The sequence below is a fragment of the Wenyingzhuangia sp. 2_MG-2023 genome, from assembly GCF_030548295.1.
Taxonomy (GTDB): Bacteria; Bacteroidota; Bacteroidia; order Flavobacteriales; family Flavobacteriaceae; genus Wenyingzhuangia.
The window spans coordinates 1-25,007 of the sequence record NZ_JAUOSB010000014.1 but is presented as its reverse complement, the minus strand read 5'-3'; the positions used below and the strand labels follow the sequence as shown (position 1 = coordinate 25,007).

Here is a 25,007-nt window from a genome sequence, read left to right as displayed (position 1 = left end):
GAGTTATTACTTTTAGAAACAGCAATCAAAAATACCATATTGTTATTTTTTACAGCAAAAAACAAAACATAATCCATAAAAAACAACGAAAAAACACTTACTTGCTAACAAAACAACAATATACCCCCTTCCAAAAAACTATCTACCCCTCTTTAAACCCCTAGTGTTTACTGAAATTGCACCTATCTAACCAACTTACTTATAAATTATGAAGAACAACGTACGTAAATTGATCAGCATTGTCACAATGCTAACTTTATTCAATAGTTGTGACGAAGATGCTTTTACCGAAAATCAAAATGAATCGGCATATAAAGCTCCTTCAAATTTAACATATTCAGAAGTAATGAATGCCCGAGAATATTCATTTATAAAATCTGGAACTCCTATTGTCAACACCAACAACTTAATACCAACCTACGAAATCGTATCCGGAAGAACTGCTGACGGTACCGTATTAGATGCTTCTTATATGGATGCTATAACAATTGAAAATCCAATTGAAAACACAGCTATATTAAGTCCCGAAGACTATTTTATTAATGAAGCTGGAGACACCATCAAATCCTATACTTCTTTAGATTATAAAAATGCAGGAATTATTACCATTGCAGATGAAAACAACTTTGGAATTGGAGATTATTACTTTGATATAAAAGTAACCACTTCAAGAAATGAGGCAACATTTACAAACACATTTAAAGATGTTTTCCATTTAAATATTGGTCCTAGTTTGGTTACCAATTTATTATATTCTCCTATCGCACAAAATCTTGTTCTGGGTACAGACAACACAACTAGTAAACCTTATTTAATTACAGGAAATCCAGATGTGAGATTTGCTTTAAAAACTGAAACTGACAAATTAAAAATTGACGAACAAACAGGAATCATCTCGCTTTTAAACACTTACAGTTCAACGGAAAATGACACCATTTATCCTATGGTAGAAATTACAAGCAATATTAGTGAAGAAACCACCACTTTTCAAGGAGATAGTTTTTTAATGTTGGTAGCCTCTAACACTCCTGTTACTTTACCCAAAAAGACAAACTATTTTTTCTATCCTACTTTGGAAGCAGAAAACAAAACATTTGGATATGCTATAGATGTTATCAATGCAGGTTCCGTAACAAATGGTTGGGTACAATCAAACCCTAGTCCATTAGCTGCTGAAGAAAGACCCGAAGGTATTGCTAACAAATCTATTTTTGTAAACCCTAGCGCTGGTGATTGGTTGGCTCATGAATCTGATATGATTGTAAACACTCAAGATTTAACTCAGTACCAATTAGGATACAGCTTGTCTACAATTTTCTATACTAAAAATCAATATGTAGAATACATGCCTGATGGAAGTACTCCTACCAACTTAGAAATTTACATTTCTGAAGACTATACGGGAGACAATGCTAACGCAACATGGACTCAAATAAATGAGCAATTGTCTTGCCAAATTAACAGTTTGACTGATACTCCATTCCTAGGAACACCTTATCCTGGAGATCAAAAAATTGGAGGAGGAGACCCTGATAATAAAAAGGACCTTTCCAAAAATGCAGATAACAAATGGGTACGTTGTGAATTGGATTTAAATGCATACAAACACGTAAAAAACTTTACGTTAAAATTCAAAGTCAAATCAAATTACACAGGTTCCTTAAAAGGAGTTGGATCTGCTAGGCCTGGTAGGTATTATATCTCTGATGTATACTTTAAAGCTTCAGAAGAATAATGGCAATCCAAAATATTTTCACTAAACAAAATTCAACACAAATGAAAAAATACACAATACTGCTACTGATGGTCTTTTTTGCTGCAACATCATTTGCCCAAAAAATTAAAATCAGTGGAAAAGTAACCAATACCAACGGAGAACCTTTAACTGGTGTTTCCATCATTATAAAAGGAGAATCTAAAGGAACTGTGTCAGATTTTGACGGTTTGTATAGCTTAAAAGTACAGCCTAAAAACACACTTGTTTTCAATTATTTAGGATTTGCACCTAAAGAAATACGTGTAAACAACAAAACCATTATAAATGTAAAACTTGAAGAAACAGGTCTAGGATTAGACGAAGTAATTGTTGTTGGGTATGGTAGCGTAAAGAAAAAAGATTTAACAGGATCTGTAGCTAAAGTAGACACAGAAGCTATCAACAATACTGCGACCACCAATTTTGATCAAGCTTTAGCAGGACGTGTTTCGGGAGTAAACATTACCTCTTTAGACGGTACTCCTGGTGAAACCGTAAATATTGTAATTCGTGGTGGAAACTCTATTACTGGAGACAACACCCCGTTGTATGTTGTAGACGGAATTCCTTTAGAAGATTTTGATCCAGGAACTATCAGCACAAACGATATTGAAACTTTTGATATTTTAAAAGATGCATCCGCAACTGCTATTTATGGTTCAAGAGCTGCCAATGGTGTTATTTTAATTAGTACAAAAAAAGGTCGTAATGATGGAAAAACAGATGTTAGAATCAATGCCTCTCATAGTTATCAATGGATTCCAAATCGTTTAGAAGTTTTAAGCCCTTATGAGTATGTAAAATATCAAGAACAAGTAGCATTGGCTTTGGATGCTTACACTCCAGGAGATCGATATAAGTTTTTTGCTCAAGATTGGGTAGATCCTGAATTGTATAAAAACAACCCTGGAACTAGTTGGCAAGATGAAATTTTTAGAGTTGCTCAAACCAACAAATACAATGCTAGTATCAGTAGCGGTGATAAAAACAGCAGACTTTATTTTTCTACAGAATACATAGATCAAGAAGGAACATTAATCAATACTGGATTTAAAAAGTTTGTGAATAATTTAAAATTCACTAGAAAACTAAACAACAACAAGACTGAATTTAGCGGAAACATGTTGTACACACATTTAAACCGAAGTGGTCTTAAAATTTCTGGAGACAAATACACCAGCGTGATTAGAGATGCTATTCAGTTTAGACCTGTAGAACCCATTAACAATGACGGTCTTGAATTGGGAGGATACGATGCAGCAGATATTAATCAAAGATACTTGTACAATCCTATAAAAAATCTTGAAAACACAGACAGACAAAGTCGATACGATGTAATTAGAGGTGGGTTATCTTTAAAACACAAATTCAAGTCTAATTTATACCTTAATCTATCTGCAAACTACCAGATAGACACCCGTAAAGAAAGTGTCTTTTTTGGAGAAGATACACAACAAGGAGCTAGGGGTACAGATCATATAAACGGTTCTATCACACAACGTAGAAATCAAACCTTATCTTCTTCTAACACCCTTACCTACAAAAAACACTTTGGTAAAAATGATTTTACATTTTTAGGAGGAATGGAATTACAAACCAGAAACTATGAATATGCTTTTTTACAAAACTCAGAAATACCAACAGATCTTTTTGGAATTGATAATTTAGGTTTAGGAACCTCTCCTTCTATACCACAAACTTCTATTTCTAAAAATGCATTGTTATCTTATTTCTCTAGAGTAAATTACGCTTTCAAAAATAAATACCTAATAACAGCAACCTATAGAGCTGATGGTTCTTCTAAATTCAATTCCAACAATCGTTGGGGATACTTTCCTTCTTTTTCTACAGCATGGAAATTGAGTGAAGAAAAATTTATTAAAAACTTAAATTTTGTCTCCTTTGCAAAAGTAAGAGCTGGATGGGGAAAAACAGGAAACAATAGAGTTGGAGACTACCAAGCCTACAGTCAATTAAACATCAACACAGGTAGTGGATATGCATGGGGACAAGGACAAAACTACATTCCTGGGGCTTATCAAAGCAACTTAGGTATTCCAGATTTAAGATGGGAAACTACCGCACAAACCAACATTGGAGTAGATTTTGGTCTTTTTGATCAAAAAGTAGAAGCAACCATTGATTATTACAACAAGCAAACTTCTGATTTGTTATTAAATGCTGAAACAGCTCCACATACAGGTTATGACAAAGTGCAACAAAATGTAGGTAAAATTCAAAACAAAGGTTTTGAATTTACTCTAACAACCAAAAACATCAACACTCAAAAGTTTAAATGGACATCTTCTTTCAACATTGCTTTCAATCGCAACAAAACTTTAGCCTTAAATAGCGGACAGAAAGCAATTTATACAGATCCTGAATGGAACAATGGCTACACAGAAAATCAATACATTACTAAAGTTGGACAGCCTGTAGGAATGATGTATGGTTTAAAATACGATGGAATTTATCAATGGGATGATTTTAATTGGGACAACAACCTACAAACTTACAGTTTAAAAGAAGGAATTCCAGATAACGGTACTTTACCTGTTGCTCCTGGAAGTATAAAATTCAAAGACATTGATGGAAACGGAACCATTAACAATGAAGACCGAGTAATTATAGGAAATCCACATCCAAAACATTTTGGAGGACTGTCTAACGATTTTAAAATTGGAAACTTTGACCTTCAAGTATTACTACAATGGTCTTATGGTTTTGATATTTTAAATGCCAACAAAGCTGTTTTTAATGTTCCTGGTGCAGGTACTCAAAATGGGTTTAAAGGACTGGCAGATGCGTGGACACCTACCAACACAAATACAGATGTAAATACGATTCGTTATTTATCCGTTTTTGGTGCAGCCCCTAAAGGTAATAAAATTGACGACAGACATATAGAAGATGGTTCTTATTTAAGGTTAAATACCGTTTCTCTTGGCTACACAATGCCAAAACGATTTGTAGAAACTATCCATGTAAAAAGAATGAGGTTTTATGTTACAGGACAAAATTTATTTACTTGGACAAATTATTCTGGTTACAATCCTGATGTGTCTGTTGGTAAATTTGGAGCCTTAACACCCAACCTAGACTATTCGGCCTATCCACAAAGTATTACCATTATGTCTGGGTTAGACATTACTTTTTAAAACATTTTAAAAATTTAAAATTATTCAAAATGAAAAAATATTTTAAAACACTCCTTTTCGCTATATTGGTTTTCTCTTCACTTATAAGTTGTAGTGACTTTTTAGATGAACAACCAATATCTACTATTGGAATAAACGATTTTTACAAAAACAATACCCAAGCAAAAATAGCCCTATCAGGAATCTACTCTAAGTTTGCAGATGACAAAGTATACGGACAAGCTATGTCTGTTATTATGGCTTCGGGAACTGATGAAGGTTACTATAACAGACGTTACAATGAAAACTGGACTGTTGGTTTGTACAGACACACTCCTTCGGACAATTACATAAAAAACCTTTGGATATCATTGTACGAAATCATCAATTTGAGTAATACTTTTATTGAAAAATTAGATGCTTCAAGTTTTGAACCCACAGCATACAATGCTCTTATTGGAGAAGCAAAGTTTTTACGTGCTCATGCATATCAATTACTAGTGGATTGGTGGGAAGAAGTTCCAATGCCTCTGACTCCTACTTTGGATCAGTCTTCAAATAATTTGGCTGTTTCTAGTTTAGAAGAAATATATGCTCAAATTATAGAGGATTATACTTTTGCAACACAACATTTACCTGCAGTAGGAGACCCGTCTTATGTATTAGGAAGAGCTAACAAATACGCTGCCCATGGATTGATGGCACGCTTGTACCTAAAAATGGCTACTTACCCTTTAAAAGATGTTAGTAAATATGAATTGGCAAAAAAACACTGTGATACCATTATCAACTCAGGTATTCACGGACTTAGCCAATCTCAAACCATGATTGTAAATGATGGAACCGAAGATAAAATAATTGTTACAGATGATGGTTACCGAAAACATTTTTTAAATTACATTCAAAACTCCTACGACACAAGAGAATCTATATTTGAAATTTCTTTTCGATATTTAAGAGAATCCGGTATTGATACTCACGGTAGAATTGGAGCAATAAACGGTGTTCCTTTTAGTCTTGGAGGTGGAGATGATGGTTACCCTGGGGCTTATGCTATGTTCAACACCACTCCTATTTTAAGAAACTCCTACATAACAAATAATGACAGTATTCGTAGGGTTTGGAACTTGGCAGAAATGAAATATTCGGCAAGTGGAGATGCTTCCGTAACTCCCAACACCCTAGTACAAGGATATGCTCCTGGAAAATATAGAAGATGGGAGCCAGCAGATTACAACGATTTATATACAACTCCTGAACCAGGTGTAATAGAACCTTATATTTCATTAGAAGACAATCCTACACCAAACATAAACTTTACTACAGTAAACTTTCCCGTAATTAGATATGCTGATGTACTATTAATGTATGCAGAGGCTGATAATGAAATTAGCGGAGGTCCCACCACAAATGCAATACAATACCTTAATGAAGTTAGAAATCGTGCTGGTTTATTTCCTATTGAAACAGCCAAACCAGCAGCTATATCTAGCAAAAATAATTTCTTTGACGAACTGGTGGATGAACGATTTCGTGAATTGTGTTTTGAAGGTTTGAGAAAGCACGATTTGATTCGTTGGGAACTTTTAGGAGAAAAATTAGCCGACTTGAATGCTTCTATAGAAGGGGCTCCTGAATTTAGCAATACTAATGAAGACCACAAAGCATTCTTAAGATCTGGATTGTTTTTCAATCCAGCAAAGCACATGTCTCTACCTTATCCTTTACAGGAAATAACCCTAAACAAAAAATTAAATCAAAAGAACAACTGGTAAAAACCTAAACAACTAAATACCAGTACATTTTACTAAAAAAAGGTCATTTAAAAAATGTTCTGTAAAGAATTCTACCCCTTGTAAGAAAACATTTAGTCCCTCTTACATCTCTTTCAAAAAACAGAAATTGCCCTAAGAAAACAATACTATTATATGAAAATTTACAAAATTATCCTATCGGCCTTGCTCACTTCTGGGCTAATTCTGTCCTGCAATACCGCTAAAAAAATAACCTCGTCCATCTCGCAGCAAATTTCACTCTCAGAGAAACAATTTTCTTTATTAGTAAAAGATGCCAATCAAGCTCATAAAATTCCAAGAACGCTTGATGCTAACGGAGAAATGCATTTTACACACGATCGTTTTGATTGGACTGAAGGATTTTTTCCAGGATCTTGTTGGTATTTATACGCGCTAACAAAAGATGAAAAATGGAAAAAAGAAGCCATTAAATTTCAAAAAACATTTGAAAGTCACAAAGATTTAACAACCAATCACGATTTAGGTTTTGTTTTTAATTGCTCTTACGGAAATGGATTTCGTTTTACACAAAACAAAGCCTACAAACAAGTTATGATTGATGCTGCTAAAGCTTTATCAACCCGCTTTAACCCCACTGTTGGATGTATCAAAAGTTGGGATGTACAAAGTGGCTGGCAAGCAACCCGAGGATGGGAATATCCTGTGATTATAGACAATATGATGAATTTGGAATTGCTTTTTGAAGTTTCTTTATTAACAGGGGATGACACTTTTAAAAACATCGCAATTTCTCATGCAGATACTACCTTAAAAAATCATTATAGAGAGGATGATAGTTCTTATCACGTAATAGATTACGACCCTGAGACAGGAAACGTTAGAAACAAACATACAGCACAAGGTTTTACCCACGAAAGCTCTTGGGCTAGAGGACAAGCTTGGGGCTTGTACGGATATACTATTTGTTATAGATACACCAGAAACCCCGTTTATTTAGAACAAGCTCAAAAAATAGCAACGTACATCTTAAACTACAAAGGAACTCCAGATGACGGTATTCCGTATTGGGATTACAACGCACCTAACATTCCTAAAGAACCTAGAGATGTATCTGCAGCTGCTGTGACCGTTTCTGCTCTTATAGAATTAGACAAGTATTCTAACAATTCTTACCAAACAAATATCTACAAAATCATGAATGCTCTTGCAAGTGATGAGTACTTTGCAAAAACCGGAAAAAACAAACATTTTTTATTAAAACACAGTACAGGAAGCATCCCTCATAATAATGAAATAGATGTACCTTTAAATTATGCCGACTATTATTATCTTGAAGCACTTTATAGATTGCAAAACTCCAAATAAGTTATAACAATGAACAAACAACATCTTTTTTTTAAAGTATTGACTATTTGTACTCTTTCTCTATACGCTCAAAAAAATGAGTCTGATGTATGGAAAAACTATAAAAAAGCAAAACAAAATCATACAGAAGCTCTGTTACCTGACTTTTCTTATGCAGGTTATAAATACAGTGACGTTCCCATTCCTCATAACAATTTTAAAGTTTTTAATGTTGTTGATTTTGGAGCAAATCCTAATGATACAAATTCTGATAAATCAGCAATTAAAAAGGCAATTGCTGCTGCTGAAAAAAACAAAATGGGGGTTGTTTTTTTTCCAAAAGGAAAATATTATATCAATACACAATCAGACGATATAGAACCTATCACAATCACCTCTTCAAACATTATTTTAAGAGGTGAAGGTGATCATAAAAATGAATCTGTTTTATTTTTTGAGAGAGATTTACCCCCTAAAGATCCTAAAAAACTTTACAGTTCTCCAAGTGCAATAGAAACCAAAAGTAAGGGATCAGATAAATTGCTAACAAAAGTAATATCTGACTCCAAAAGAGAAACTCATAATATTACGGTACAAGATGCTTCTAAAATTAAAAAAGGAGATTGGGTTATTTTAAAAATGGTAAATAACGACAAAAATTTAATAACATACGATACCAAACCCTTAGTAGTAGAACCTGAATGGACCAAAATTTTAAACATCGGTGTACTTGTCAATGAAAGACATCAAGTAGCAAGTATAAAAGGAAATAAAATCACCTTTGTAGAACCTATTCATTATGACGTTCAAAAAAAACATGATTGGAAAATATACAGTTATGCACATACTCAAAATATAGGCATTGAAAATATACGTTTTGAAGGAAATTGGACCAAAAAATTTGTGCATCACAGGTCTGCTCAAGACGATGGTGGTTGGAGTATCTTAAAAATGTCTAGAACTGTAAATTCATGGGTCAAAGATTGTACGTTTAAAAACGTCTCTCACGCCGTTGGTTTTTCACAAGCTGCTTATAGCACTGCTCTCAACATCAAAATTGAGGGTAATATTGGTCACAGTTCTGTAAACGCAGGAGGTGGTTCTACAGGAATTTTACTAGCAAAAATTATTGATTCTGCAGGAATGCATCATGCAGTAGGTGTTGGTGGAGGTAGTACCACTGCAACCGTTGTTTGGAGATCTAAATATCCTGCAAACACATCTTTTGAATCTCATGCTTCACAACCTAGATGCACATTGTTTGACAACATAGAAGGTGGTTTTTTTGCAGGTAGAGCCGGAGGTGCTCGTCAAAGCCTTCCAAACCATGGGCGTTATTTGGTATTATGGAACTACAAAGAACTAGATGCTCCCGAAACAAATTTTAAGTTTGTTGCTACAGATAGTTGGTACTGGAGAATTGTTCCTCCTATTATCGTAGGTTTTCACGGAGCAGGAACTACTTTTAAACAAGACGAAGTTCAAATTGCAGAAAGCATTGGGACTCCTGTACAACCAGAATCGCTATTTGAAGAACAACTAAAACTTCGCTTAGGATCACTTCCTAAATGGTTAAAAACTTATCAATAACATACAAAATTCATTAAAATGAATCCTATAAAAAATACATCCCTTGCATTTTTAAGTTTAATTAGCATATTGTCTTATGCACAAATAAAACCAAAAACAGTTGAAAAAAAGAAACCCAATGTATTGATTATTTTTCCCGATCAATTAAGAAGATATTCTGCTGGATTTTGGGCTGAAGAACCTTACAAAAGTTTAGCCTACGGAAAATCGGATCCTGTAATTACTCCAAACATCGATAAACTGGCAAAAAATGGTGTTGTATTTACCAATGCTATTAGCAATTATCCTTTGTGTAGTCCTTATCGTGGAATGCTAATGTCAGGTGTTTATCCAGAACAAAATGGAATTTGGAACAATTGTAAAGTGGGTAGAAAACATAGTTTAAAAGATGACATTCCCACCATCCCTTCTTTGTTTTTAGAAGCAGGTTACAACACGGCTTATATTGGTAAATGCCATTGGCTAAAAAACGAACCTTTATTTGATGAAAAAGGAAATTATAAGGGAACTAAAAAAGCTCCAGGTGGTCATCATGTAAACCAATACGATACTTATATTCCTAGTGATAAAAGACACGGAATTGAATATTTTTATCAAGCTTTAAAAGACGAGCATTTCAATCCTCATATTTATTCTAATGATCCTTCTGTAATTGAAGGTAAAACAGATGGAGAATTACACTTGCCAAAAATTTTCTCTCCAAAAAACGAAGCCAACATCATCATCAATTATTTAAAGAATAAAGGAAATCACAGAGATACTTCCAAGCCTTTTTGTATGATTTGGTCTATGAATCCTCCTCACAATCCTTGGGATGATAAAAATACAGATATGGAGGTTTTAAGAGAAAACTACGACACAGACAAGTTTCCTAAAGTAGACAATCACTTGGTGGTTCGTAAAAATGTAGATAAAAAAGTAGCCAAATATGCTCGTCATTATTATGCAAATGTAACTAGTTCTGATCATTACATTGGATTGGTATTGGATGAATTGAAAAAAAGTGGAGAATTAGACAACACCATTGTTATTTTTAGTTCTGATCATGGAGAAATGTTAGGTAGCCATAGTAAAACTGGTAAAAATACGGTTGAATTGGAATCTTTAGCAATTCCTTTCATTGTGCATTGGCCTAAAGGATTAAAGCCTGGAACAGAAGAACTTATTTTAAGTGTACCTGACATTCTTCCTACAACAATGGGATTGGTTGGAATTGAAAATCAAATTCCAAAAAGTATTGAAGGAACCAATTATGCTCCTATTCTAAAAAATGAAAAAACACAAATTAAAAAACCAAAAGCAGCTTTAATCATGTTAGGAAACTCTAGAGGAGTACAAACCGAAAGATATACTTTTTGTGTTCAAGAAAACAAAAAACAATGGGATACAGACAAAGGAGATACTATTAAAAAAGTTTTTTTTTATGACAATTTAAAAGATCCATATCAGTTAAAACAAATTACCCTGAAAGAAGCTCCTGAAGTTTCCAAACAATTATTAGCAACCCTAGCACAATTGCTAAAAAAAACAAACGACCCATGGTTTCAAACCAAAAAACACAGACATCTTATTCCTTATATTAACTAATTAATCAATGAATCTTTGTCTAAAGTTTTTTGTCTTATTATTTACCTGTATATGCGACCAATCAGTATGTACAAGTCAAATTTTGTATGACAATACTTATGTAAATACAAATCATTGGGTTGTTGAACAACAACCCAATGGTCACGTATTTTTCAACAAAAACAAGCTAGAAATCATAGATGCCAAAGGTTGTACTGTTTGGTTCAAACACAAACTAAAAGCTCCCATCATGATAGAATACGATGCAACAGTCATCGATAAAAAAGGTCCCTTTGATAGAGTCTCAGATTTGAATTGTTTTTGGATGGCAAACGACCCATACCTTCCGAATGATTTTTTTAAGAACTCAGAAAACAGAAAAGGACTGTTTGAAAATTACCACAATTTGCAACTTTATTATGTTGGTTATGGCGGGCATAACAATACCAAAACACGATTTAGAAAGTACAACGGAAACATAAATAGACCACTACGAAAAGAGCACGATTTATCTGCCAAAAAATACATGATTGTGCCCAACAAAAAAACACATATCACGCTAACTGTTCGACACAATTATGTTTCTTACCAAAGAGATGGAGAAATTATTTTTGAATTGCATGATAAATCTCCTTACCTATCCGGTTATTTTGGTTTTAGGACGGTGAACAGTCACCTTCTAATTGAAAATTTTAACATCAAAAAAAATGAAAACTAACTCACACTTAAAAACATTTTCAACCCGTTTATTTTCTATTGTTTTTTTGGGATTTATTTTTTCACAATGTAGCCCTAGCAAAAAAAATCACGTTAAACAAACTACCATTTGCAATCCTATAAACTTAAGCTATCGTTTTGCTTTAGAGGGACCTTCTCGTAGAGAGGGGGCTGATCCAACTGTAGTAATTTACAAAGGTGAATATTATCTATTCGCTTCCAAATCTGGAGGCTATTGGAACTCTACCGACTTGATCCAATGGAACTTTATTACTTCTAAAAGTCTTCCTTTTGAAGACTATGCACCTACTGCTGTCGTTATCAAAGACACCTTGTATTTTATGGCATCAAACAACAAAGCACCTATTACGATCTATAAAACTACAGATCCTAAATCTGGAATATGGCAAGTTGCAAATCCTAATTTTCCAATTGCCATGACCGATCCTGATTTGTTTTACGACAATGGAAGATTATTCTGTTACTACGGTTGTTCTAATAAAGAGCCCATTTATGCAGTAGAGCTCAATACAAAAACACTAAACCCTATAACCAAACCCGTAGCTCTTTTTAACAGTAACAAAGAAGATTATGGTTGGGAACGATTTGGAAATTACAATGAACAACCTCAGCGACCATGGATAGAAGGTGCTTGGATGAATAAATACAAAAACAAATACTATCTTCAATATGCTGGACCAGGAACTCGTTTTAAAAGTTATAGCGATGGATTGTATATTTCAGACAACCCTCTGGGTCCATTTACCTTAGCAGAACACAATCCCATATCTTTAAAACCTGAAGGTTTTATTACGGGTGCCGGACACGGAAGTACTTTTAAAGATCTCTATGGAAACTATTGGCATGTAGCTACAATGGTAGTTACTCTCAAACACAAATTTGAAAGACGTTTGGGAATTTTTCCTATGTTTTTTGACAAAGACCAAACACTATATACCTACACGGGCTATGGCGATTATCCTTTGGTAGTTCCTCAAAAAAAGATAAGCTCTCCAGATGCGCTTTTTCCACAATGGATGTTATTATCCTATAACAAACCTGTAAAAGTCTCTTCTCAACTTGACAGTCATAGGCAACAACTTGCTGTCGATGAAGAAATCAGAACTTATTGGTCTGCTAAAACTGGAAATCTAGGAGAATGGTTTTCTATAGATTTAGAAACTCCACAAGATATTTATGCGCTTCAAGTAAATTTTGCAGAACACAATACTACCCTTCACGATAGAAATCCCTTCATTTATTATCAGTATTTAATTGAATTTTCAAATGATGGTAAAACATGGAACTCACTGATAGACAAAACAGCATCTAAAATAGATGCTCCTCACGATTACATTCAATTAGAAAAACCTATAAAAGCTAGGTATTTAAAAATCACAAACCACCATGTTCCAGATGGAAACTTTGCGTTGTCCGATTTTAGAATATTTGGGAAAGGAAACAGGGCAGCTCCTTCAAAACAAACAACTCTAAAAATCACAAGACAAGAAGACAAATGTATTGTCTCCTTAAAATGGCAAAAAATAGATGATGCTGTAGGCTACAACATTCGTTATGGTTCTCATCCCAAAAAATTATACCACAATTATCAGGTGTTAAATAATAATTCTTTAACAATTCGTAGTTTAAATAAATCTCAGAGATATTATTTTTCAATTGACTCTTTTAATGAAAATGGAATTACAAAAGGACAAGAAATCACAACTGTAGAATAACCTATTTCTAAAAAAAAGCCTATCATTATGAAACATCCATTCATTTTATTTGGAATTTTATCAATAGTACTCTTAAGTTGTTCTCCTAAAACAGAACTATGGAAACCAACTATTTTAAAAAAATACTTAAAAGGAGAAACAGCTATTCTTCCTAATTATTCTTATGCAGGTTATGCTTATGGAGAAACTCCTATTCCAAATAAAAAAGGAACTATTTTTAATATTACTGATTTTGGTGCCATTGCAAATGATGGTATAGACGATACCCAAGCCATCAACACCACCATAGAAACTGCTGGAAAACAAGGAGGTGGAATTGTCTATTTTCCAAAAGGAATTTTTCATGTAAATACAGATACTACAAAAACAGATATTGTCAAAATTAACTATAGCAACATTGTCTTAAGAGGTGCTGGATCTGATGAAAATGGAACGATTATTTACAGTGGATCTTCTACGCATCAAGCAGAAGATAACAGTCCATGGTTATCTCCTTTTGTATTTCACTCAGGATTGAACCTTCAAGATACTTCTGGTTTTTATGACATCAACAATTTAAAAACAACCACTCATATCACGGAAAGCTTGGCTAAAGGTTCTCAAATAATACAAGTTGCTTCTACAAAAGGCTTTCATCCAAAAGATATCGTGATTCTTACAATGCAAAACACCACAGTTGATGGAAATTTGATGAACGACTTGATGCATCCCTTAACATTTGAACCATTCCAAACCAATTATTTAAACGCAGGCTCTTTAAAAGCCAAATCATTCCAATCGGCTATAGAAATTGATCAAGTGATAGATACTAAACACCTTCTTTTAAAACAGCCTATTCGTAGAGATATTTCTATGCAATATAACCCTAGTATTTCTCTTTTTCCCATGTTGAAAAACATTGGTGTAGAACATTTTAAATTTGACTCTGCATGGGGTGGAAACTACAAACATCACGGAGATCGTGAGATGGATTATGGATGGGGAGCTATCAATTTGCATCGAGTTTCTCATGGCTGGATTAGAGATATCCATATTCATAATTACACTCAAACTACTCATTTAATTACCAGTAGAAATATAACGATAGAAGACATTCACATCACAGGAAAAGCTGGACATTATTCTCCTAAAATGTACCATTCCTCAGACAATTTGGTTCAAAACATCCAAGTAGATGCTAACATGACACATGGACCTGGTTTGGAAGGTTGTTCCTTTGGTAACGTATACAGAAATATGACATACAAATACCCTTCTACCATAGATTTGCACGGAATGGCCGATCAAGGTTTTTGTCCGCCTATGTACAACCTCTTTGAAAACATACAAAATATAGAAAAAATTGCTGGGGGTGGTGCTCCTCAAAACCTACCTCATTCGGGAGAGTACAATACCTTTTGGGATATAGAAATGAGCGGATGGAAAGATGAAAATTTTCAAGAAATATTTTATTCTTGGATATGGAGAGATCCTATTCAATTTAAAAACAAACTACATAGAGATTGCCACAAACAGTATTTAAGAAGTAATTTAATTGGTGTTTATTCTAAAAACATCAAACAACCTTTAACTATAGAACACAGTTCTAAAGATCGTTCTGATCAATGGATTTATGTTGAAGGCTTGAACAATACACAGCCCATCATCCCTTTGTACAAAACACAATTGGATTTACGGTTGAATTCAAAATAAAAGCAATTCCCCCCTCTTTAAGCAACAAAAACTCCCCTATTATATGCCTAAACATTCCTTAATTTTATAAAACATATTAAATTTTAAGGTACTAAATCCATGAAAAAAAATCATCCTCAGCAATCATTTTTCTTTTTGCATTCATGCATACTTTTTTTATTTCTCAGTATTTTTAACGTTGGAAATGCCCAAGATCAATCTTTTGAAAATACAATAGTTCCTAACAACTGGAATGCCTCTACTGGAAGTTTATCTATCTCTACAGATCATTACAAATTAGACAATAAATCTCTTCAATGGAATTGGACGGCTAATGATGTGTTGACCGTTACAGATTTACAAAAAAACGGTTTGGTTCCTTCTGAGGTTTTAGGTTATTACGAAAACATGTTCCGAATGTGGGTTTACAATACCAATGCAGTACCTAATCAAAAATTAGAAATTGGTTTTTATGACAACAACGGAATCAAACAGTTTTACTATGAATTTTATACCAATTTCACAGGCTGGAGAGCTGCATCTGCAAGTTATAAAAGTGAAATGTCAGGGGCTAAGTCTTCATCAAACATCACAACCTTAAAAATAAAAGCACCTGCTATAGGAAACGGAACTTTCTTTTTTGATTATGTTGATTATACTATGGGTAGAAACACCTATCGTTCTCCAGATTATCAACTCCCTTTCATCAATGCAGAAAATGATCAACATTGGTCTGACATGATGTATTTTCAATCTTTACCCAAAACAATTCCTTTAAACACACCTACACCACAAGAACTGGCTGATCTTGCTAAAATTAAAAACACATACGATACCTCTATTTTTAGCAATGCTCCTGGAAATTCTGCTGTAAATAAAGCCGTAACCGCTTATAACAAACAAAACATCAATTATTCAGGTGGTATTGTTACAGGAAAACCTCTTTTGGGTACAGATTATTCAGATGCCAATACCATTGCTGTAGTTGACGACTTTATTTATGTTTTTGCTAGAGATTACAAACATAACAACAATACCAACAGCTTAACTTATTATCTAAACACCATTCGTTACCTCTTAGACCAAGGATATGCTAATGGAAGTCTTCTTGAAACGCTACATCATGTTGGATATCGTTGTCGAAATGTTTCTAAATCTGTACACTTGATGAAGGATGAATTGACTGCTGCTGGCTTATGGACAAAAGCTCAAAAAATGGTAGAATGGCTTACTGCTGTTGATCTTATTTGGCATCCTACAGCTCATAAAAGCAATATGGACGATGCACTTACTAGAGCACTTACAATCTTAGGAGCCTGTCTTTACAAAGATACTAATGCAGAACGTATTCAATACCTAAAGGGTTTACAAAATTATTTTCATACTTGGTTAACTCCTTATGCTAAAGAAGGAACAGGAGTTAAAGTAGATTATACTTGTTTTCATCACAATACGTATTATCCTCAATATGCTTTTGGAGCTTATAAAACGCTTTCACAATCCATCAATTTTATTTCGGAAAGTATTTTCCAAATTTCCTCAGAAAAAAAAGACATCCTAAAAAAAATACTATCGGTTGCTCGTTTAACAATGTCAAAAGACAGTCCCCCAAATTCCCTTGCAGGAAGATCTCCTATGAACGATATTTCTATTGCAAGTGCTTATAAAAATATTGGCCTTATAAAACCTGTAGATTTACAATTATTAGGGGCTTACAACTATATTACAGGGGGAGACAACCAAACAAAATCTTATCCAACGGAAAGACTGCCAAATGGTTTTTGGCAAATCAATTTTGCAAACTTAGGAGTTTATAGGCAGTCTGATTGGGTTGCAGACATCAAAGGATTTAACAAATATTTTTGGGGAACCGAAATATATTCTTCAGACAATCGATATGGTAGATATCAAAGTTATGGTTCTATTCAAATTATGTATCCTGATGGGCAAGAAAATTCTGGATTCAACCTTAACGGCTGGAATTGGAATATGAATCCAGGAACCACAAGCATTGTTTTGCCTTGGAACAGTTTAAAAGCTTCTAAAAGTAGACAAGATGAAGTTACTGATTCTAACTTTGCTGCAAGTCTTAGGTTTGGAAAAAAGAACAATTACTATATAGAAGAAAAACTAGAAGGAGATTATGGTATGTTTGGAATGGACTTTACTCAAAAAGCCATTACCGCTACACACAATACTAGTTTTACTTTTAAAAAATCTGTTTTTTGTTTTGACGGAAAATTGATCTGTCTGGGTTCCAACATCAACAACAATGACAATTCCAACAAAACCATTACTCCCCTTTTTCAGAATCAATTGAGCAATACAAACCATCCAATTACAATTGATGGAAATTCAACAGCTGTATTTCCATACACCACCACACTTAACAAGACTCAACATTGGTTGGTAGATGCTTATAATACTGGATATTTTGTTAAAAACACTTCTCAAATCATAGTTGATAGACAAAATCAATCTTCTCCAAATGAAAATGGAAAAAGCGCAAATACTTCTGGAAATTTTGCTTCTGCGTACATCAATCATGGTACTTCTCCTAACAATTTAGAGTATGAATATGTCATCATTCCTAAAACAACTTCTGAAGAAATGACATCGTTTAGCACTCAGATGGAAAATGAGCACACAGCTTTTTATTCTGTAATTCAAAAAAATGCCAACGCTCACATTGTAAAACACAAAACTCTGTACGGTTATGCTTTGTTTGGTGCTGGTAATTATGGAGATGAGACTCCTTTAAAATCTAACAACAAACCCTGTTTGGTCATGACTCAAACCACGGGAAACAATTTACACCTATCCGTGGTAAATCCCAATCTTAATTTTGGTTCTAATGAGAATGAGAGTCAACCCGAAATCATTTCTTTAGTCCTAAATGGAAACTGGAAATTAAAAAATAGCACAGGAGGAAATGTATCACATACGGCTAAAACCAATGAAACTCTTTTAGAAATTGAACTAAAAAACGGAATGCCTGTTGACATTGAATTGAATACTAAAAACGATGAAAGTGTCTTTTATCCTACCTTTTATTACGAAGATTTTAGAAACAATTCCGATCGTGGCTATAATGTACAGATTGTATCCAACCCCGAAAACCAGGACATTTCTTTATTAGGGAAAGTCATTTCAGACATTGTAGACAATACAGATTCAAACGGAGAGTTTACAGAAACTAGACCCGAAAATAGAATTCCCAACAACAGTATTCGTGAACAAAAAGCAATTTCCATAGTAGGAATAGGATCCCATAAAAATTTTCCATTAGAAGTTTGGATTCCTATGACAACTTTAAATTTATCAAACTCAAACCCTCTTATACATAAAAATGAACACAAATATGTGAGTTTTTGGACAGAATCTCGCTATGCTAACGGGGGTACTTCTTCTTTATCTACTCTGATTTCTACCAATTACACAAACGATGTTACCACTGCTACCTGGATAGATGTAACACCTAAATTGAATCAAATTGCAAAAAATGATAATACACACAACCTAATGTATTTAAAATCTATACTTGACTTATCTTCTTACAACAACGCTAACTTTACACTGGCATTTAAATATGTGAGTAACAATTCTCCTTTTACAGCAAGCAATAGAAATGGTACTTTTTATATTTCTGATGTTCATTTTTTTACAAATAAAGATAGCTTAAGTATTAGAGAAATTTCACCAACAGACACCTCTATTAAAGTCTACCCAAATCCCAGTAACGACTATTTTAATATTCAGAATAATGATTCTTCTGTCCAAATCAAAAAAATCAGTATCAATGACTTGGTGGGTAGAGTTGTTTACAGCCAAAATCAAACTTCACCAATTGCAATAAACAAGCTAAGCAAAGGGCTTTATATTCTAACTATAAAAACTGAAACAGGAAAAATTATCCAAAAAAAGGTTCAAGTATACTAAAACCAACTTCTTCTATATCTTTTTCCATCAATCAGAAAACAATTTTATACCATTTTACTTTCTAAAAAGTAATCTCTCCCCCTCCAAAAGCCAACATACCCCCTTTCCAAACAGCTTGATGTAGATAATTTTACTACCCTAATTTAAATTAATATTTATTATTATGAAAAAAAATACATTCATAGCAGCACTCTTTTTTATGTTTACATTCAGTGTAAAGTCACAAGAAACCATCCATTATTATGATGATTTTAGGTATGCTGGAAACTCAGGATATACAGGATTTGTAACTAGCGATCCTCAGGAACTTGGGCTAGCTACTTTAATAACACGTGTTACAGATGTTCCCTCAGACGAAAGTACTGCTCCAGGAACAAGTGTTTTAGCATATACCAGACCGCTGAATAATATTGGTGCTAGAACCGATGTAAGAAACCCAAGAGCTATTAAAATGGCAGGAAATACAGGTGGTCAAAATTACGAAGCGGTAACATGGAGTGTGATGGATGCTTTTGATATTTCTAGCTTGTCAAACTTAATGGTAACCTTTGCGGTCAAAAATTCTTTTCAAGAGGGAGCAGATGATGATCCGTTTAAAGTACTTATTGCTAAAAATTACACCGATGGAACCACCCCCGTAGAAGGTACAAGTTTTGGAGAATTTACAGATATTACTGCTTCTATAAAAACGGCAAACCCTTCTTTTGGGAATGATGGTAATTGGACTTTTGTAACTTTTAATTTGTCTGATTATATTGATGATACAGGTGCTGATAAATTTGCACTGGCATTTAAATACGAATTTCACAATATAGGAGATTTTAATGCCAGCACAAATAGAAATGGTACTTGGAATATTAGTGACGTAAAATTCTTTACAGACAATACTTTGTCTACTGCTAGATTAGACTCTAATTCCTTTTCTATATTTCCTAATCCTACCACAGACTTCATCAATATTAAAAATCTAAAAAACATCAATATTGATACTATTAGTCTTATTGATGTTACTAGCAAAATTGTTTACAACAGTCATCAAACAGCTTCTATAGACACCAAAAAATTGAATAGAGGTATTTATTTTTTAAAAATCACTTCAGCAAACAATGCTGTCTTAACTAAGAAAGTTATCATTCAATAATTCTACATCCTTAATCAACATTGGGTTAAGGGTATTTTATTTTCTCTAAATTTCAAATCGAACCTATGATGCGTTCTCCCTTTTTTCTCTTCTGTATCTTAATTTTCATGACTGGCTGTACTTCTAAAAAACAGTCCGTCAAAACAATCAAAATAGCTCACGGTTTAGATGTTTCACATTCTGTTCACAAAGCAATGCTAGTCATAGGAAAAGAACTTGACAGCCTTTCTAATGGACAAATGCATATCAAAATATACCCCAATCAACAATTAGGTACAGAAAGACAGTGTTTAGAGTTGTTGCAGGCAGGTAGTTTAGACATGACCAAAGTTTCTGTAGCTGTCTTAGAAAATTTTACACCTAAAATGAAAGTATTAGGTCTTCCTTATCTATTTAGAAACAAACACCACACTTTTGAAGTACTTGACGGAAAGATAGGTAAAGAATTGTTAGATGCTACGGAAGCATATTGGTTAAAAGGATTGGCTTATTACGATGCTGGTAGCCGTAGTTTTTACACCCAGAAACCCATAAATACTCCTAAAGATTTAATAGGTTTAAAAATTAGAGTGATGGAAAGTGCTTCTGCTATGAGTATGGTAAAAGCATTAGGAGGCTCTCCCACACCCATTTCATCAGGAGAACTTTATACGGCCATTCAACAAGGAGTGGTAGATGGTGCCGAAAACAACCCGCCTACGTTTTACCTATCTAGACATTATGAAGTTTGCAAATATTACACATTAGATGAACACACTATGATTCCGGATGTTTTGATGGCAAGTACCTATATGTGGAACAAGTTGTCTAAACAAGAACAAAAATGGATGCAATTGGCCATTCAAAAATCTGTAGCATACCAACGAACGGCTTGGGAAAAAGCAGAGACAGAAGCTCTTGAAAAAATCAAAGAACACGGAGTCAAAATAATCTATCCTGATACATCTAAATTTATCGAAAAAACAAAAAACATCTATAAACTTTATAAAAAAGATACAACATTAAACAGACTCATCCATGCAATTCAAAAATAAAAAACCTTTGAGAAACACTGTAGACAAAGTCATTGAAACCAGCCTAATAACAATTATGATTCTAATGGTCATCAATGTATTGTGGCAGGTTTTTAGCAGGTATTTCTTAACACAACCTAGTTCTTTTACAGACGAACTTTCTAGATATTTAATGATTTGGCTTGGAATTCTAGGGGCCGCTTACGTTTCTGGTAGAAATATGCACGTAGCTATTGATGTTTTACCTTCTAGATCTAACGATAAAACTCAAAAAAAACTAAAATCTATCATTCAACTCATTATAGTTGCTTTTAGTTTTTTTGCATTGGTCATTGGGGGATCAAGATTGGTGTACATCACCTATACTTTGAATCAATTTTCACCTGCTTTACATGCACCACTTGCCCTAATTTATTTTGTAATTCCTACAAGTGGAATCTTAATTATCTATTACAAAATTTCTGATTTCTTAAAAAAATAAAAATGGAATACATCCCTATTTTAGTCTTAGTTTTTAGCTTTATCTCTTTTTTAGCAATGGGTACACCTGTTGCATGGAGTATCACCATATCCTCATTATTAACCATGTTGGTTAGCATACCTGCCACTCCTGCTTTTACCACTGTCTCACAAAGAATGTGTACAGGATTGGATAGTTTTGCTCTTCTAGCAATTCCTTTCTTTATTCTCTCTGGTGAATTGATGAACAAAGGAGGAATTGCTCACAGATTGATTGCTTTTGCCAAAACTCTAGTGGGTGCTTTGCCGGGAGGTTTGGCTTTAATCAATATTATTTCTGCTATGTTAATGGGAGCTATTGCAGGTTCTGCCATGGCATCTGCATCTGCTATGGGTAGTATTTTAGGTCCTGAAATGGAAAAAGAAGGATATTCTAAAGAATTTGGAGCCGCCGTAAACATTGCCTCATCTACTACTGGGTTGATCATCCCTCCTAGCAATGTACTCATCGTTTATTCCTTAGCTAGTGGTGGAGCTTCTATTGCAGCCTTATTTTTAGCGGGATACATTCCTGGAATCATGACAGGAGTGTTTTTAATGGTGGTAGCATCTTTTTGGGCAAAAAAGAAAAAATACAAATTAGGACAGAAAAGCTCTTTTAAGGATATTTTTAAAACATTTATTGTTGCAGTTCCTAGCTTATTTATGTTAGTGGTTGTAATTGGCGGAATTGTTGTAGGAGTATTTACTGCTACCGAAGCCTCTGCCATAGCAGTTTTGTATAGTTTTATACTTGGTGTAATTTACAAAGAAATCACTTTTAAAAACATTCCAACCATCTTATTAAAATCATCAACAACAACAGCTATTGTAATGTTCTTAATAGCTGCTTCTATGAGCATGTCTTGGGTTTTATCTTTTGAAAACATCCCTCAAAACATTAGTAATTTATTGCTTGGCGTAAGTGACAACAAAATAATTGTCTTATTAATTATCAATCTTCTATTATTATTTGTAGGAATATTTATGGACATGACACCTGCTGTATTGATTTTTACCCCCATCTTTTTGCCTGTCATTATCAAGCTAGGATTAAATCCTGTGCACTTTGGTATCATTATGATTTTAAATCTTTGTATTGGATTGTGTACACCTCCTGTAGGTTCTGTATTGTTTGTTGGCGTAGGAATTGCCAAAACAAATATCGAAAAAGTCATCAAACCACTACTCCCCTTATTTTTAGCTATGATATTCGCTTTGTTTTTAGTGACCTATTTCCCACAAATCAGTCTATGGTTGCCAGGTATCTTTGGTTTGTTAAATTAATTCCATCAACAAACATACCTTTCCTTTGGTTCTAAAAAAACTCTTCATTAAGTATTTACATCTTTCTAACAATTCTCTAACATTGCCACATTTACATAAACCAATGTTAATGTTACAATGTTACAGCCTTAACCTTTTTTAAACAATAGGAATGTTAATTTGTGCTAAACAAAATTTTAACAAATGAACAATTTATTTAAACTATTTTCTTTAGGAGTATTAAGTACTTTTACTTTGATATCTTGTGGAGAAGACGGACTAGACGGAATTAATGGTACTGATGGTACAAACGGAACCAATGGAGAAAACGGAGCAGATGGTAAAGATGCCGAAGTAATCAAACCTATTTCTCAACTTACTTTTTCAAAAATTGGATCTTTTACAAATGGTGATGACGAAGCTTATGCGGAAATTTCTGCTTTTGACCCTATCACTAAAAAGTTATTTATTGCCAACTCTGAAGAAAATGAAGTATCTGTTTTAGATTTAACAGACGCTACCAATCCTGTTAAACTTAGCTCTATCACTTTAACAGCAAACCCTAACTCTGTAGCTGTACACAATGGTGTTTTAGCTGTAGCTGTTGAGAATGATGACAAACAAGCAAACGGTACTATTGAAACTTACAATACAGACACACAGGCTTCTGTTCAATCTTATACAACTGGTGCTTTGCCAGATATGGTTACTTTTTCACCTGATGGAAAATATTTAATTTCTGCGAACGAAGGTGAACCTAATGATGATTACGATGTTGACCCCGAAGGTTCTATTACTATTGTAGAAATTGCTACAGGAGTAGTAACACAAGTAGCTTTTACAGGATTGACAAACCCAGGAAATGACTTTAGAGTTTTTGGACCAGGTGCAACGCTAGAACAAGATGTTGAACCAGAATACATTGCTGTTTCCGAAGATTCTAAAACAGCTTTCATCAGCTTACAAGAAAACAACGGAATGGCTATTGTTGATTTAGACAGTAAAACCATCACTAAAATAGTTGGGTTAGGAACTAAAAATTACAACATTGCAGGAAACGAAATAGATGCTTCTGATAGAGATGGAATTTCTGGAAATTTAAAAAACTGGAATGTATTAAGTTTTTACATGCCTGATGCTATTGATTATTTTACAACTAATGGAAACGGATATATTGTTTCTGCTAATGAAGGAGATTCTAGAGATTATGACGGATATTCTGAAGAAGAAAGAGTTAAAGATTTAGACTTGGATACAGATGCTTATCCTAACGCTGATGAATTACAAGAAGACGAAAACATAGGACGTTTAAAAATTACAACTGCTAACGGTAAAAATAGTGATGGAAAATACTATCAAATTTACGGTTATGGTGCTCGTTCTTTTTCTATATGGAATACTGACGGAGAAAGAGTTTACGACTCAGGTTCTGAAATTTCAAGAAGAACACTTGCTTTAGCTCCTTATGCTTTTAACCAAGATGAAGGTGAAGTAGACGGAAGATCTGACGATAAAGGTGCTGAACCAGAAGCTGTAAAAACGTTAAAAATTGGGGATGAAACAATGCTGTTTGTTGGTTTAGAAAGAGCTAGCGGAATACTTGTATACAATGTTACCAATCCATTAAATCCTGAATTCATCACTTGGTTATACGATGGAGATGATATTGCTCCTGAAGGTTTAACTGTAGTTGATAAGGCTGATAGCCCTACAGGAAACTACCTGATGATTTCTACAAACGAAGTATCTAGTACTATTGCTATTTACGAAATAAAATAAGAACAATAATTTGAGTCGTGCTAAAATAAGTTGACGATTAAAAAATCTTTAATGCAGAGCTTTTAAAAGCTCTGCATTTTTGTTGTGTATAAAATTA

General features: G+C 33.8%; 15 protein-coding genes. All 15 read left to right on the top strand.

The window, feature by feature from the left end; genetic code table 11:
- The first annotated feature begins 208 nt into the window (after nucleotides 1-208).
- A complete protein-coding gene (locus Q4548_RS13120; RefSeq protein WP_303455768.1) occupies nucleotides 209-1,735 on the top strand; it encodes a hypothetical protein in 1,527 nt (508 codons plus the stop codon).
- A 41-nt stretch (nucleotides 1,736-1,776) separates the two neighbouring features.
- Nucleotides 1,777-4,914 carry a TonB-dependent receptor gene (locus tag Q4548_RS13115; RefSeq protein ID WP_303455766.1) on the top strand — a complete coding sequence of 1,046 codons (3,138 nt, stop codon included), beginning with the start codon at nucleotides 1,777-1,779 and terminating at the stop codon, nucleotides 4,912-4,914.
- A gap of 29 nt (nucleotides 4,915-4,943) precedes the next feature.
- Entirely contained in the window at nucleotides 4,944-6,668 is a 1,725-nt protein-coding gene (locus tag Q4548_RS13110) for a RagB/SusD family nutrient uptake outer membrane protein (protein ID WP_303455765.1), read from the top strand.
- Between the two features lie 153 nt (nucleotides 6,669-6,821).
- Nucleotides 6,822-8,015, top strand: a complete 1,194-nt coding sequence (locus Q4548_RS13105; RefSeq protein ID WP_303455763.1) for a glycoside hydrolase family 88 protein — start codon at nucleotides 6,822-6,824, stop codon at nucleotides 8,013-8,015.
- 9 nt (nucleotides 8,016-8,024) lie between these two features.
- A complete protein-coding gene (locus Q4548_RS13100; protein WP_303455761.1) occupies nucleotides 8,025-9,584 on the top strand; it encodes a DUF4955 domain-containing protein in 1,560 nt (519 codons plus the stop codon).
- A gap of 18 nt (nucleotides 9,585-9,602) precedes the next feature.
- On the top strand, nucleotides 9,603-11,171 hold the full coding sequence (locus Q4548_RS13095; protein ID WP_303455759.1) for a sulfatase: 1,569 nt from the start codon (nucleotides 9,603-9,605) through the stop codon (nucleotides 11,169-11,171).
- A gap of 7 nt (nucleotides 11,172-11,178) precedes the next feature.
- Nucleotides 11,179-11,868, top strand: coding sequence for a DUF6250 domain-containing protein (locus Q4548_RS13090; protein WP_303455758.1), 690 nt, complete (start codon nucleotides 11,179-11,181; stop codon nucleotides 11,866-11,868).
- Nucleotides 11,858-13,603 (top strand): family 43 glycosylhydrolase, encoded by a 1,746-nt coding sequence (locus tag Q4548_RS13085; protein WP_303455757.1) that lies wholly within the window; start codon nucleotides 11,858-11,860, stop codon nucleotides 13,601-13,603. The genes Q4548_RS13090 and Q4548_RS13085 overlap by 11 nt, the downstream gene beginning before the upstream one ends.
- Before the next feature lie 27 nt (nucleotides 13,604-13,630).
- A complete protein-coding gene (locus Q4548_RS13080; protein ID WP_303455755.1) occupies nucleotides 13,631-15,295 on the top strand; it encodes a glycosyl hydrolase family 28-related protein in 1,665 nt (554 codons plus the stop codon).
- Nucleotides 15,296-15,394: 99 nt separating this feature from the next.
- Nucleotides 15,395-19,213 carry a chondroitinase family polysaccharide lyase gene (locus Q4548_RS13075; RefSeq protein WP_303455753.1) on the top strand — a complete coding sequence of 1,273 codons (3,819 nt, stop codon included), beginning with the start codon at nucleotides 15,395-15,397 and terminating at the stop codon, nucleotides 19,211-19,213.
- A 163-nt stretch (nucleotides 19,214-19,376) separates the two neighbouring features.
- Nucleotides 19,377-20,354, top strand: a complete 978-nt coding sequence (locus tag Q4548_RS13070) for a T9SS type A sorting domain-containing protein (protein ID WP_303455751.1) — start codon at nucleotides 19,377-19,379, stop codon at nucleotides 20,352-20,354.
- Nucleotides 20,355-20,461: 107 nt separating this feature from the next.
- Nucleotides 20,462-21,388, top strand: coding sequence for a TRAP transporter substrate-binding protein (locus Q4548_RS13065; protein WP_303455749.1), 927 nt, complete (start codon nucleotides 20,462-20,464; stop codon nucleotides 21,386-21,388).
- The gene (locus Q4548_RS13060) at nucleotides 21,372-21,848 is read left to right on the top strand and encodes a TRAP transporter small permease (protein ID WP_303455747.1); all 477 of its coding nucleotides are present in this window, start codon (nucleotides 21,372-21,374) and stop codon (nucleotides 21,846-21,848) included. The genes Q4548_RS13065 and Q4548_RS13060 overlap by 17 nt, the downstream gene beginning before the upstream one ends.
- 2 nt (nucleotides 21,849-21,850) lie before the next feature.
- Nucleotides 21,851-23,152: a TRAP transporter large permease gene (locus tag Q4548_RS13055; protein WP_303455745.1), complete on the top strand. Its 1,302-nt coding sequence runs from the start codon at nucleotides 21,851-21,853 to the stop codon at nucleotides 23,150-23,152.
- Between the two features lie 183 nt (nucleotides 23,153-23,335).
- The gene (locus Q4548_RS13050) at nucleotides 23,336-24,910 is read left to right on the top strand and encodes a choice-of-anchor I family protein (protein ID WP_303455743.1); all 1,575 of its coding nucleotides are present in this window, start codon (nucleotides 23,336-23,338) and stop codon (nucleotides 24,908-24,910) included.
- Nucleotides 24,911-25,007: the final 97 nt, after the last annotated feature.